The 12554-nt window shown below is 69.9% G+C and carries 12 protein-coding genes; 7 read left to right on the top strand and 5 right to left on the bottom strand.

The features are described from left to right. Positions 1–32 precede the first annotated feature (32 nt). Positions 33–1232, top strand: a complete 1200-nt coding sequence (locus ACFC06_RS08480; RefSeq protein ID WP_375929138.1) for a winged helix-turn-helix domain-containing protein — start codon at positions 33–35, stop codon at positions 1230–1232. 7 nt (positions 1233–1239) lie between these two features. Here the strand turns inward: ACFC06_RS08480 and ACFC06_RS08475 are convergent, their stop codons facing one another. After that, positions 1240–1686, bottom strand: a complete 447-nt coding sequence (locus ACFC06_RS08475; RefSeq protein WP_375929137.1) for a hypothetical protein — start codon at positions 1684–1686, stop codon at positions 1240–1242. A 150-nt stretch (positions 1687–1836) separates the two neighbouring features. Here ACFC06_RS08475 and dapA point away from each other — a divergent pair, with 150 nt between their 5' ends. Together dapA and ACFC06_RS08465 are read left to right on the top strand one after the other, a co-directional pair. After that, positions 1837–2745: a 4-hydroxy-tetrahydrodipicolinate synthase gene (dapA, locus tag ACFC06_RS08470; protein WP_375929136.1), complete on the top strand. Its 909-nt coding sequence runs from the start codon at positions 1837–1839 to the stop codon at positions 2743–2745. Then, positions 2742–4835 (top strand): ribonuclease J, encoded by a 2094-nt coding sequence (locus ACFC06_RS08465; protein ID WP_375929135.1) that lies wholly within the window; start codon positions 2742–2744, stop codon positions 4833–4835. The genes dapA and ACFC06_RS08465 overlap by 4 nt, the downstream gene beginning before the upstream one ends. Positions 4836–4896: 61 nt before the next feature. Here ACFC06_RS08465 and ACFC06_RS08460 read toward each other — a convergent pair whose 3' ends face one another. Together ACFC06_RS08460 and ACFC06_RS08455 are read right to left on the bottom strand one after the other, a co-directional pair. Further along, the gene (locus ACFC06_RS08460) at positions 4897–5451 is read right to left on the bottom strand and encodes a hypothetical protein (RefSeq protein ID WP_375929134.1); all 555 of its coding nucleotides are present in this window, start codon (positions 5449–5451) and stop codon (positions 4897–4899) included. A 54-nt stretch (positions 5452–5505) separates the two neighbouring features. After that, a complete protein-coding gene (locus ACFC06_RS08455; protein WP_375929133.1) occupies positions 5506–5892 on the bottom strand; it encodes a DUF4189 domain-containing protein in 387 nt (128 codons plus the stop codon). 288 nt (positions 5893–6180) lie between these two features. Here ACFC06_RS08455 and ACFC06_RS08450 point away from each other — a divergent pair, with 288 nt between their 5' ends. Both ACFC06_RS08450 and ACFC06_RS08445 read left to right on the top strand, forming a co-directional pair. Then, positions 6181–8724 (top strand): DNA translocase FtsK 4TM domain-containing protein, encoded by a 2544-nt coding sequence (locus ACFC06_RS08450; RefSeq protein WP_375929132.1) that lies wholly within the window; start codon positions 6181–6183, stop codon positions 8722–8724. 452 nt (positions 8725–9176) lie between these two features. Beyond that, on the top strand, positions 9177–10154 hold the full coding sequence (locus tag ACFC06_RS08445) for a TerC family protein (RefSeq protein WP_375929131.1): 978 nt from the start codon (positions 9177–9179) through the stop codon (positions 10152–10154). Between the two features lie 52 nt (positions 10155–10206). Here ACFC06_RS08445 and ACFC06_RS08440 read toward each other — a convergent pair whose 3' ends face one another. Together ACFC06_RS08440 and ACFC06_RS08435 are read right to left on the bottom strand one after the other, a co-directional pair. Next, positions 10207–10491: a YciI family protein gene (locus tag ACFC06_RS08440; protein WP_375929130.1), complete on the bottom strand. Its 285-nt coding sequence runs from the start codon at positions 10489–10491 to the stop codon at positions 10207–10209. Between the two features lie 30 nt (positions 10492–10521). Further along, a complete protein-coding gene (locus ACFC06_RS08435; RefSeq protein WP_375929129.1) occupies positions 10522–11088 on the bottom strand; it encodes an amino-acid N-acetyltransferase in 567 nt (188 codons plus the stop codon). 257 nt (positions 11089–11345) lie between these two features. Between ACFC06_RS08435 and pgsA the strand changes: the two genes are divergently transcribed. Then, entirely contained in the window at positions 11346–11990 is a 645-nt protein-coding gene (pgsA, locus tag ACFC06_RS08430) for a CDP-diacylglycerol--glycerol-3-phosphate 3-phosphatidyltransferase (protein ID WP_375929128.1), read from the top strand. Further along, positions 11987–12478 carry a CinA family protein gene (locus tag ACFC06_RS08425; RefSeq protein WP_375929127.1) on the top strand — a complete coding sequence of 164 codons (492 nt, stop codon included), beginning with the start codon at positions 11987–11989 and terminating at the stop codon, positions 12476–12478. The genes pgsA and ACFC06_RS08425 overlap by 4 nt, the downstream gene beginning before the upstream one ends. Positions 12479–12554 lie beyond the last annotated feature (76 nt).

Here is a 12554-nt window from a genome sequence, read left to right as displayed (position 1 = left end):
AATCTGTCGGACCCCTCTGTCAGGCTGAGGGGATGCAGCGGATGAATGCGGCCACGGCCCGGCGGACGGCGCTGGCCGCGCAGGGCTTCGGTAAACGGCGACCGGCCAACCCCAACCGGCGCGCGGTGCTCGACGTGGTCGCCAGAACGCGTCTGCTGCAACTGGATTCGGTGTCGGCGGTGGTCCGCGCGCACTACGCCCCGGTATTCAGCCGGATCGGCCCCTACGACCGGAGCCTGCTCGAACGTGCCGCCTGGAGCGACAGCCCGCGCGCCCGCCGCGGCCTGGTCGAGTACTGGGCGCACGAGGCCGCGCTGATCCCGGTGAGCGACTGGCCGCTCATGCGCTGGCGGATGGCCGAGTACCGGCTGGGCCGCTGGGCGGGCATGCGCAAGGCGGCCGAACGCAATCCGACCCTCGGCAAGGACATCCTCGATGTCGTCACCGAGGTGGGCGCGGCCAGCGCGGGCGAGATCGAGAAACACCTGGAGCTGGACAAGCCGCGTCCCAAGGGCACCTGGTGGAATCTCAGCGACACCAAACTCATCTGCGAGCAGCTCTTCGCGGCCGGGGAACTGTCCACCGGCACGCGGGTGGGCTTCACCCGGCACTACGACCTCACCGAACGCGTCGTCCCCGCCGACGTGCGCGCCAGGGAGGTCCCCGAGGACGAAGCGGTCCGCGAGCTGATCCGCCGGGCGAGCCGCGCCCTGGGCATCGCCACCGAAGCCGACCTGCGCGACTACTACCGCCTCACCAAACGGCAGAGCACCCCGGCGATCGCCGCGCTGGTCGACGCGGGCGAATTGGTCCCCGTCGCCGTCGACGGCTGGGACGCGCCCGCCTACCTGCATCCCGAGGCGAGCACCCCGCGCCGCGTCGCCGGGGCCGCCCTGCTGTGCCCGTTCGATCCGCTGATCTTCTTCCGCCCGCGCACCCAGCGCCTGTTCGATTTCCACTACCGGATCGAGATCTACACCCCCGAACCGAAACGGGTGCACGGCTACTACGTCTTCCCGTTCCTGCTCGACGGGCAGCTCGTCGGCCGGGTCGACCTGCGGGCCGAGCGCGCCTCCGGGCGCCTGCTCGCCCCGGCCGCCTTCGCCGAGCCCGGCCACGCCACGCCCGAGACCGCCCACGCGCTGCGGGGCGCGCTGCGCGAGATGGCCGACTGGCTCGAACTCGACGACGTCGTCATCGGCGAGCGGGGCGATCTGGCGCCGCTGTTGTGAAGACGGGTCACCAGCCCTTCGGGCCCTGCCCCCGCATCTGATCGCGCAGTGCCCCGCTGACCGCGCCCGAGAGCCACGAGTTCAGCGACTGCCCGTTCTGCTGGGCCGCCTCCTCGGCGCGGGCCTTGAGCTGTTCGACCAGCCGCAGGGTGACCCGGCTGATATCGCCGGTCATCTCCTCGAAACTCGGCGCCTCCCCGGAATCCGACGGCGTGTTCTTGCGCACGTCGGCCACCGCGTCGGTGCCGTCGAGCCGCACGTGCACGGTGCGGTCGCCGAGCTCGGTGCTGATCTCGGCGGCCAGTTCCGCCAGCGCCGACAGCAGCACCAGCCGGCTCGAGCTCTCCACCGCCGCGGCCAGTGCGGCGGCGGTGGCCTGCGTTTTCTCGTCTCCGAGGGCGGCCGCGGCGATCAGTTCCTCGCGCAGCCGCGCGGTATGCGCGTTCAAATCCATGACATCAGTGTGGCGTCATGAATGACATCACGCAAGGGTGTTCGTGCTGTCACACGCGGCGGTGCGAAATCGCCGGAAAATCCGCGCCGGTCACCGCGCAGGCCGCTAGGGTGTCGAGGCTCATGCGGCGACCGGGTAGCCTTTCTGACCATGACGAACGGTGAATCGACGCCAACGGAGCTGCACGCGTCCGGCACGGTAGGTGTCGCGATGGTGACCCCCTTCAGCGCCGCGGGCAAGCTCGACGTCGATGCCGGTGTGGGGCTGGCGGCGCGCCTGGTCGATCGCGGCGTCGACCTGCTGATCATCTCGGGGACCACCGGTGAGTCGCCGACCACCACCGAGACCGAGAAGGCCGACCTGCTGCGCGCCGTGGTCGACGCCGTGGGCGACCGCGCCACCGTGGTCGCCGGTGCGGGCACCTACGACACCGCGCATTCGATCGAACTGGCCCGCGCCGCCGAGAACGCCGGTGCGCACGGCCTGCTCGTGGTGACCCCGTACTACTCGCGCCCCACGCAGGAGGGCCTGATCGCGCACTTCACCGCGGTCGCCGACGCCACCTCGCTGCCCATCACGCTCTACGACATTCCACCCCGCTCGATCGTGCCGATCGCCATCGACACCATCCGGCACCTGGCCGAGCACCCCAATATCGTCGCGGTCAAGGACGCCAAGGGTGATCTCGTCTCCGGTGCCGACCTGATCGCCACCACCGGGCTGGCCTTCTACTCCGGTGACGACGGCCTGAACCTGCCGTGGCTCTCGGTCGGCGCGACCGGATTCATCAGCGTCATCGGCCATCTCGTGCCGGAGAAGCTGCGCGCGATCCACTCGGCCTACGCGATCGGTGACGTGACCACGGCCCGCGAGATCAACGCGACACTGCTGCCGCTGTTCGCGGCCATGACCCGCCTGGGAGGTGTGGCGATGTGCAAGGGAGCACTGCGATTGCTCGGCGTCGACGTGGGTGAACCCCGGTTGCCGCAGTTGATGCCCACCGCGGCCCAGCTCGACGAGCTGGCCCTGGACCTGCAGGCCGCGGGGGTGTCGGCATGAGCGAACCCACCGCCCGCAAGCCCCGTCGCCGTTCGGCCTCCCGCGCCGCGGGTGCCCCCGAGCCCACCCCGGTGCGCACCGAGCCCGTCGCTCCCGCCGCCGCGGAGCCCGCCGCGCCCGCCGAATCCGCCGCGCCCGCGGCCGCCCAGCCGGTCGCCGCCCCGCAGGCCCCCGCGCCCGCCGAGCCCGTCGCCGAGATCGCCGCGGCCGCCGATCTGGCCGGTGCGGCCGAGGTCGGCACCGATCTGCTCGGCTCCGCCGAAGAACGCCCCGCGGCCAAGAAGGCCCCGCGTCGCGCCAAGAACAAGCCCGCCGAACAGGCCGCGCCGCAGCAGAACCGCCGCGGTGGCGGTCGCGGCAGGCAGGGCGGTCGCGGCCGTGGGGACGCCCCCGCCGAGCCGCGCGCCAAGGCACCCCAGGACCGTCTCGGCCCGCCGCCGAAGCTGCCCAAGAACGGCCTGCGCCTGTTCGCCCTCGGCGGCATCGGCGAAATCGGCCGTAACATGACGGTTTTCGAGTACGGCGGCAAACTGCTCATCGTCGACTGCGGCGTGCTGTTCCCCGAGGACCAGCAGCCCGGCGTCGACCTGATCCTGCCCGACTTCGGCCCCATCGAGAACCGGATGGCCGACATCGAGGCCATCGTGCTCACCCACGGTCACGAGGACCACATCGGCGCGGTGCCGTTCCTGCTGCGCCTGCGCTCCGACATCCCGGTGATCGGCGCCAAGTTCACCCTCGCCCTGATCGCGGCCAAGGCCCGTGAGCACCGGCTCCAGCCCAAGCTGCGCGAGGTCGCCGAGGGCGAGACCACCGTGCACGGCCCGTTCGAGCTCGAGTACTTCGCGGTCAACCACTCCATCCCCGACGCGCTGGCCGTGGCCATCCGCACCGGCGCGGGCGTGGTGCTGCACACCGGTGACATCAAGCTCGACCAGCTGCCGCTGGACGGCCGCCTCACCGACCTGGCCGGTTTCTCCCGTCTGGGCGACGAGGGCGTCGACCTGTTCCTGGTCGACTCCACCAATGCCGAGGTCCCCGGCTTCGTCACCCCCGAGCGCGAGATCGGCGGCGTGCTCGACAATGTGATCGGCAAGGCGCGCAACCGCGTGATCGTGGCGTCGTTCGCCAGTCACGTGCACCGCATCCAGCAGGTCGTCGACGTGGCGCAGAAGTACAACCGCAAGGTCTGCTTCGTCGGCCGCTCGATGGTGCGCAACATGCAGATCGCCCAGGATCTGGGCTACCTGACCGTGCCCGACAATGTGGTCGTCGACCTGGACCAGGCCGCGAACCTGCCCGGTGACCGCCTGGTGCTCATCTCCACCGGCTCCCAGGGCGAGCCGCTCTCGGCGCTGGCGCGCATGGCCCGCGGTGACCACCGCCAGATCAACATCCGCGCCGACGATCTGATCGTGCTGGCCTCCTCGCTGATCCCCGGCAACGAGAACTCGGTGTTCGCCGTGGTCAACGGCCTGGCCCGGCTCGGTGCCACGGTGATCACCCAGCAGAACGCGAAGGTGCACGTCTCCGGCCACGCCTCCGCGGGTGAGCTGCTCTACCTCTACAACGCGGTGCGCCCGACCAACGCCATGCCGGTGCACGGCGAGTGGCGCCACCTGCGCGCCAACGCCGCGCTGGCGGTCGCGACCGGGGTGCCCGAGGAACGGGTGGTGCTGGCCGAGGACGGCGTGGTGGTCGACCTGGTCGACGGCATCGCCTCCATCGTCGGCCGGGTGCCGGTCGGGCACGTCTACGTCGACGGCCTGTCCGTCGGTGACGTCGGCGAGTCGACGCTGTCGGATCGGCTGGTGCTCGGTGAGGGCGGTTTCCTGTCCATCACCGTCGTCATCGACTCGACCACCGGCAAGGCGGTCAGCACCGAGCTCAACGGGCGCGGCTTCTCCGACGACCCGACCGCGCTGCAGGGTGCCGTCGAACTGGTCGAGGCCGAGCTGCTGCGCCTGGCCGGTGAGGGCATCACCGACACCCATCGCATCGCCCAGGGCGTGCGCCGGGTGGTCGGGCGCTGGGTCGCCGACACCTACCGGCGCCGTCCGATGATCGTGCCGACGGTCATCGGGGTCTAGCCTCCGACACACGAGAACCGCCGGGTGACACTGTCACCCGGCGGTTCTCGTCTGGACCGGATCAGGCCTGGCAGGCCGCGGAGTCCAGCTTCGCCGACTTCACGATGTTGCAGGCGAACACGTGCGAGACCTTCCACGAGTCGTCCTCGGCGACGAACTCGACGAAGGCGTTCTCCACCTTGCTGCCGTCGATGGTCACATCGGCGTCGGCGCGCAGCTTGCCGTTGGCCGGCTCGCCGACGGTGGTGATGGCGACGGTGACATTGTTCTTCTTGGCCGCGTCGACGAACTTGTCGACCAGCATCGGGTCCTGGTCGGCGTCCTCGATGTAGGTCTTCTTCTCGTCCTTGGTCAGCTGACCGGCCAGCGCCTTGTTCAGCCGGGCGTTGAGCTCCTCGGCGGTGGGCTTGGGCAGGTTCGGCGGGGTGGTGGCCGAGGGCTCGGTGCCCTCCTCCTTGCCGGGCGCGGTGTCGCCGGTCTCGAACTGGTCGCCCGCGGCGGTGGTGGTCGCGCCCGCGCCGCTCGCGGTGTCGTCGGAGGAACTGCAGGCGGTGAGGCCGAGGGCGGCGAGGGTGGCCAGCACGGCTACGGCGGTCTTCATGGAACGGTTACGCACGGATATCCCTAAGTCTGTCGGCGCCGGGCGCGGGGCCCGGCTGGTCGTCGTCGGTCAGAGCGAGTGGTTGCTGGTGCAGTTCCAGTGCTTGATCCAGGCATTGCCCGGATTGGCGTTGAGCGCCTCCTGCTTGGCGCCACCGACGGTCGACGCGGCGCCGAATCCCCACCAGCCGCGCGAGATCGAGATCGCGCCACAGCCGTTGCGGTAGGACACCTTCACGGCGCACCCGCCGCCGCCCCCACCCCGGATGCACGCGTCCAGCGCGCCCTGCCGGGCCTCGCCGTAGCTGCCGTAGTCCTGCGCGTAGCCGTAGACGCCCGCGCGTACGTTGGCGGCGATGGCGCCGTAGTAGTTCCCCGACTGTGCCTGGGCCGGGGCGATATGCCCTGCGAACAGCGCCGCGGTGGTCGTCGCCAGGACGGCGGCACTGGTGAGCATTCTCTTCACGTGTTGCTTCCCCTTCGTAAGCACGGGCCGACTCGGCCCGATGGAGCGCAGTCAAGGTACCCAGCCGGTCCCGTCCAGCGCCAGCCACTCGACGCCCGGAATGCCCGAAACATCAGTGATCGGTAAGCATTCCGTAAGCGGCCCGCCGCGAAACGCGGTCCGGATCGGTGTTTCCCCGCGGTGACCGGGGCCCCGCGACCTGCGAAGACCCCGGTCGGGAGGGGTGTGGCCAGTGTTGCGGATGGTCCGGACGGGGCCCGAGCGGCTAGCCTGATGGTCATGGCAGGTAAGTCCCGCAGCACCACGACCTCTCGTGCGCGGGCGGGATCGAGCCGGGGGCAGACGCCGGCGGCGCGATCCCGTTCGGCGACTCCGCGAGCGTCGTCGGCGCCGCGTGGGCGCACCACCCCCGTCCGCAGGCCCGTCAAGAAGGCCTCACCCACCGCGCCGCCCGCGGTGATCGGCCGCGGCATCCGCAACGGCTGGAACATGCTCGCGCGCGGCGTCGGGGCCACCACCCGCACGCTGAGCCGGGCAGGCGATCTCGAACACGGGCACCGGCGCGACGGGATCGGGCTGGCGCTCATCGCGTTGAGCGTGATCATCGCCGCGGCCATGTGGTTGTCGGCGGGCGGGCCGGTCGGCCGGTTCCTCGAAGACGTCGTGCGCGCCATCGCCGGGTCGGCGGCGGTCCTGGCCCCGATCCTGCTGGTCGGTCTCGCGGTGATCCTCATGCGCACCGAACCGCATCCCGAGATCCGCCCGCGCCTGGTGCTCGGCGGACTCCTGGTCATCGCCCCCGCCCTGGGCATCTGGCATCTGGCGGCGGGCTCGCCCACCGACGCCCGCGGCCGGGCCGATGCCGCGGGCATTCTCGGCTACGCCGTCGGCGGACCGCTCGGCCAGGGCCTCACGCCGTGGCTGGCCCTGCCGATCCTGTTGCTGGCCATGGTGTTCGGCGTGCTGCTGCTCACCGGCACCACGGTGCGCGAGGCGCCCGCGCGGCTGCGCGAGTACTTCGGCCTGGGTGAGCACGCCGAGGACCCCTACGATCCGGCCGACTACGACGCCGACGGTTTCCCGGTGCACCGCCCGCGCACCCGTCGCCGCGGCCGCACCCCCGACGACAACTACCCGCCCGACGAGTTCGGCGGCTCCGACGCGGTCACCGAATCGCTGGGCGAACCGCCGCTGCGCGAGGCCAAACAACTCGGCCTCGACGACATGCCCCCGGCGCCGGAACCCGCGCCGAAACCGGCGCGCAAGCGCCCGCCCGCCAAGGTCGTCGACCAGACCCCGCCCGCCCCGGCGGAACCGGAGTTCGTCACCGACCGGGTGGTCGACGGCGACTACACCCTGCCCCCGCTGACGCTGCTGCTCGACGGCGATCCCCCCAAGAAGCGCTCGGCCGCCAACGAATCGATGATCGAGGCGATCACCGAGGTGCTGGTGCAGTTCAAGATCGACGCCGCGGTCACCGGTTTCGTGCGCGGCCCGACGGTCACCCGCTACGAGGTGGAACTGGGTCCGGGCGTCAAGGTCGAGAAGATCACGGCGCTGGCCCGCAACCTGGCCTACGCGGTGGCCACCGAGAACGTGCGCCTGCTCGCGCCGATCCCGGGCAAATCGGCCGTGGGCATCGAGGTGCCCAATTCCGATCGGGAACTGGTGCGCCTGGCCGACGTGCTCAAGTCGCCGCACACCCGCAACGACCACCATCCGCTGGTGATCGGCCTGGGCAAGAACATCGAGGGCGAGTTCGTCTCGGCGAATCTGGCCAAGATGCCGCATCTGCTGGTGGCGGGTTCCACCGGTTCGGGTAAGTCCAGCTTCGTGAACTCGATGCTGGTCTCGCTGCTGCACCGGGCCACCCCCGAGGAGGTCAGGATGATCCTGATCGACCCGAAGATGGTGGAGCTCACCCCCTACGAGGGCATTCCGCACCTGATCACGCCCATCATCACCCAGCCCAAGAAGGCCGCCGCCGCGCTGGCCTGGCTGGTGGAGGAGATGGAACAGCGCTATCAGGACATGCAGGCCAACAAGGTGCGCCACATCGACGACTTCAACAAGAAGGTGAAGTCGGGCCAGATCACCGCCCCGCTGGGCAGCGAACGCGTCTACCGGCCCTATCCCTACATCCTGGCCATCGTCGACGAGCTCGCGGATCTGATGATGACCGCCCCGCGCGATGTCGAGGACGCGATCGTGCGGATCACCCAGAAGGCCCGTGCGGCGGGCATCCACCTGGTGCTGGCCACCCAGCGCCCCTCGGTGGACGTGGTCACCGGCCTGATCAAGACCAATGTGCCCTCGCGGCTGGCCTTCGCGACCTCCTCGCTCACCGACTCGCGCGTCATCCTGGACCAGCCGGGCGCGGAGAAGCTGATCGGCATGGGCGACGGCCTGTTCCTGCCGATGGGCGCGGGCAAGCCGACCCGTCTGCAGGGCGCGTTCATCTCCGACGAGGAGATCCACGCGGTCGTGGAGTTCAGCAAGACCCAGGCCGAGCCGGAGTACCAGGAGGGCGTCACCGCCGCCAAGCAGGGCGAGGCCAAGGACGTCGATCCCGATATCGGCGACGACATGGACGTGCTGCTGCAGGCCGTGGAACTGGTCGTCACCTCGCAGTTCGGTTCCACCTCGATGCTGCAGCGCAAGCTGCGCGTCGGCTTCGCCAAGGCGGGCAGACTGATGGACCTGATGGAGACCCGCGGCGTCGTGGGTCCCAGCGAGGGGTCCAAGGCCCGCGATGTGCTGATCAAGCCCGACGAACTCGACGGGCTGCTGTTCTCGATCCGTGGTGGCGCCGGGGACGAGTAGGTTCGGCGCGCGCTCGATCGACGTGGGGTGCCGGGTTTGCTCTGACCGTGCCGGGAGTGGACGGCGACGAACGAGGAGGGACCGTAGCGGGGGCCTACGTCGTGGGGAGTGCCCGGATCGGGGCGGGAGGGTGCCCGGTCAGCGGGCGTGCGAAAGGCGCTGCGACCGTGCGGGACCCGGGATCAGCCCGGGCATGTCGACACGGCGTTCGTACTGCGCGGTGGATTGCTGCACGGCTGGCTCCTTTCGGGGGTGCCGGTGGTGGTCGACGATGCACCGACGGTAGCAAGGCGGCACGGTGCGGCGAAACGGATTTTCCGCGCGCCGGACGGCCCATGTGCGGGTCGGCGGGGTTGTGTGTGAAATCATGACGGGCAATTGTTCCGCAACGCGACTGAAACGGACATTTCAGGCATGATGGGCGGCATGAACTTCATCGATCGGACCACCACATGCAGGTGACCACGCTCGAGTGGGTGATCACCGGTGTGGTGATCCTCGGCTTGTTCGTCTTCGACTTCTTCGCCCATGTGCGCACCCCGCACGAACCGACCTTCAAGGAATCGGGGCTCTGGTCGGCCGTCTACATCGGCCTGGCCCTGCTGTTCGGCCTGTTCGTCGCCTGGAAGTGGGGCGGCACCTTCGCCGGCGAGTACTACGCCGGTTTCGTCACCGAGAAAGCCCTCTCGGTGGACAACCTGTTCATCTTCCTGATCATCATGAGCACCTTCGCGGTGCCGCGGATCTACCAGCAGAAGGTGCTGCTGATCGGCATCGTGCTGGCACTGGTCATGCGCGGTGTCTTCATCGCCGTCGGCGCGGCCGCGATCAGCGCGTTCAGCTGGGTGTTCTACCTGTTCGGCGCGTTCCTGATCTTCACCGCGGTCAAGCTGCTGCGCGAGAGCGGGCACGAGGTCGAACACGAGGAGCAACGCGACAGCCGCATCGTCGCGCTGGCCAAGCGCATCCTGCCCACCACCGACCAGTACGACGGCGACAAGCTCGTCACCAGGATCGACGGCCGCCGGGTGGTGACACCGCTGCTGCTGGCGCTGCTGGCCATCGGCTTCGCCGACCTGCTGTTCGCGCTGGACTCCATCCCGGCGATCTACGGCCTCACCGAACAGCCGTACCTGGTGTTCACCGCCAACGCCTTCGCCCTGATGGGTCTGCGGCAGCTGTTCTTCCTGATCGGTGGCCTGCTCGATCGCCTGGTCTACCTGTCCTACGGGCTGGCCGCGATCCTGGCCTTCATCGGCATCAAGCTGGTGCTGCACGCGCTGCACGAGAACACGCTGCCGTTCATCAACGGTGGCGAGCACGTCAGCGTCCCGGAGATCTCCACGGCGGTCTCGCTGGGGGTCATCATCGGCATCCTGGTCGTCGCCACCGTGGCGAGCCTGCTGCGCACCCGCCGCACCGCCGCCTGAACGCACACTGCCCGGAACCTGGACCGGGTTCCGGGCAGTGCTGTGTCGGGGATCAGCCGGCGAAGGCGCCCATCACCGGCAGCCACTCGACCACGCGCACGGCCTCGATCAGGCCGAGCTTCGCGAACGGGTCCTCGGTGAGCAGTTCGCTGAGCGAGGGCTCGTCGTCCCCGCGGAAGATCAGCAGCGCGCCCGTCCCGTCCGGGTAGGGGCCGCTGCTCAGCACGGTGCCCGCGTCGACCAGGGCGTCGAGCCAGGCGCGGTGCTCGGGCCGGTTGGTCGCCCGGTCGGCGGCGGTGGCCTCGGTGTAGGTGTAGTGGACAGCGAAGATCGGCACGTCGATCACTTTCTGGCGAGGGAACTGCGGTCAGAGGGTCAGCAGCATGCGGGTGTTGCCGAGCGTGTTCGGCTTCACATAACTCAGGTCGAGGAACTCGGCGACACCGGTGTCGTAGGACCGGCACATCTCGGCGTACACCTCGGCGGTGACGGGGGTGCCGTCGATCTCGACGAAACCGTGGCGGGCGAAGAAGTCCACCTCGAAGGTCAGCACGAACAGCCGCTGCAGTTGCAGGTCCCGCGCGACCGCGACCAGCCGGTCCACCACCGCGCCGCCCACCCCGCGGCCCTTCACGACAGGATCCACCGCCACCGTGCGTACCTCGCCCAGATCGGCCCACAGCACGTGCAACGCGCCACATCCGACGACCTGCCCGTCGAGTTCGGCCACCCAGAACTCCTGCACCGACTCGTACAGGGTGACCAGGTTCTTCTCCAGCAGGATGCGGCCCGCGTACTCGTCGACCAGGCGCTTGATCACGGGGACATCGGAGGTTCGCGCTCGTCGGACGGCCAGACCGGGGACAGGCGCCACAGTGGGCGCGACGGAGTGCGCGTCGCTGGTCGAACCACCCAGTGGTCCCCGTGAGGTCATGGGGTGCACAGTAGTCGGCCCGCTTACCGATAGTCTGAACATGTGCCGCACATCCTGTCGATCCGCTCACCGCATCGCGCCGGGCCCGTCGACCGGGTCGCGCGGCGCCGCGCGCACGAGCAAACCGCGCGCGACTTCTGTGAACGGCGGCGCAGTGCCGGGGGATGCCGAGAGGGCCAGGGCATGAGAGCACAGCGCGCGGAGGAGGCGGTCTGCGTAACCACGGACAGCGCCCGAGCCTGCCGGATGGTCACAGCATGAGCGTGCGACCTGAGGAAATCGATCGGGGATACGGGCACCCTCCGGCGTCCGAGCGCGCCGACAAGCACGTCCCGCTGCTCAACATCGCCAATGTGCTGACCATCGCGCGGATCGTGCTGGTCCCGCTGTTCGTGCTGGCGCTGTTCGCCGGCGGCGGGCACGACACCCGCTGGCGCGTCGCGGCCGCCGCGATCTTCGGCCTGGCCGCGATCACCGATCGCTTCGACGGGCAACTGGCCCGCAAATACGGTCTGGTGACCGATTTCGGCAAGCTCGCCGACCCCATCGCGGACAAGGCGCTGATCGGATCGGCGCTGATCGCGCTGTCGATCCTGGGGGATCTGCCCTGGTGGATCACCCTGGTCATCTGCGGTCGCGAGGTCGGCATCACGCTGCTGCGGCTGGTGGTCGTGCGGCGCGGGGTGATCCCGGCGGGCCGTGGCGGCAAACTCAAGACGCTGGTGCAGTCGGTGGCCATCGCGCTGCTGCTGTTGCCGCTCTCGGGCGCCTACGAGACCGCGGGCATGTGGCTGATGTACCTGGCGGTGGCGCTGACGGTGGTCACCGGACTGGACTATGTCGGTCAGGCGGTCCGGCTGTGGGTGGCCGGGGGCCGGGCGCGCGGTGAGTCCCGCTCGTGAGCGATCCGCTCGTCGGCGGCGCGCCGGTCACCGAACTGGTCGAAGCCCTGATCGCGGCGGGACAGACCGTCGCCACCGCCGAATCGCTGACCGCGGGCCTGCTGGCGGCTACCGTGGCCGGAGTACCGGGTGCCAGCGCGGTGCTGCGCGGTGGGTTGATCGTGTACGCGACCGACCTCAAGAACGGCCTGGCCTGCGTCGACGACACGATCCTTCGCAGCGACGGACCGGTCGCCGCGTCCACGGCCGAACAGCTCGCGGTGGGTGCCCGGCAACGCTGCGGCGCGGACTGGGGTGTCGGGCTGACCGGGGTCGCCGGACCCGATTCCCAGGACGGGCACCCGGTCGGGACGGTATACCTCGGATTGGCCGGTCCACGACACAGCGAAGTGGTCCGGTTGAAACTGCACGGTGACCGATGGACGATCAGAATCGGTGCGGTGCACAGCGCGGTGCGGGAGTTGCTGCGCTGTGTGACGACGAACTAGCCGCGGCCGGGAACCACCGGCCGGTGCTCGACGTTGTGCCAGAAAGAGGTGAACACCGCCACGGCGGTGACACGAG

The sequence above is a fragment of the Nocardia sp. NPDC056064 genome, from assembly GCF_042266925.1.
Classification (GTDB): Bacteria; Actinomycetota; Actinomycetes; order Mycobacteriales; family Mycobacteriaceae; genus Nocardia.
This window is presented reverse-complemented; position numbering and strand designations above follow the sequence as displayed.

Bases quoted from the DNA above. Each gene is read 5' to 3' on its own strand.
- ACFC06_RS08480 (WP_375929138.1), top strand. From the start codon at position 33: ATGCAGCGGATGAATGCGGCCACGGCCCGGCGGACGGCGCTGGCCGCG.
- dapA (WP_375929136.1), top strand. From the start codon at position 1,837: ATGACGAACGGTGAATCGACGCCAACGGAGCTGCACGCGTCCGGCACG.
- pgsA (WP_375929128.1), top strand. From the start codon at position 11,346: ATGAGCGTGCGACCTGAGGAAATCGATCGGGGATACGGGCACCCTCCG.
- ACFC06_RS08450 (WP_375929132.1), top strand. From the start codon at position 6,181: ATGGCAGGTAAGTCCCGCAGCACCACGACCTCTCGTGCGCGGGCGGGA.
- ACFC06_RS08445 (WP_375929131.1), top strand. From the start codon at position 9,177: ATGCAGGTGACCACGCTCGAGTGGGTGATCACCGGTGTGGTGATCCTC.
- ACFC06_RS08435 (WP_375929129.1), bottom strand. From the start codon at position 11,088: ATGACCTCACGGGGACCACTGGGTGGTTCGACCAGCGACGCGCACTCC.
- ACFC06_RS08455 (WP_375929133.1), bottom strand. From the start codon at position 5,892: ATGCTCACCAGTGCCGCCGTCCTGGCGACGACCACCGCGGCGCTGTTC.
- ACFC06_RS08475 (WP_375929137.1), bottom strand. From the start codon at position 1,686: ATGGATTTGAACGCGCATACCGCGCGGCTGCGCGAGGAACTGATCGCC.
- ACFC06_RS08465 (WP_375929135.1), top strand. From the start codon at position 2,742: ATGAGCGAACCCACCGCCCGCAAGCCCCGTCGCCGTTCGGCCTCCCGC.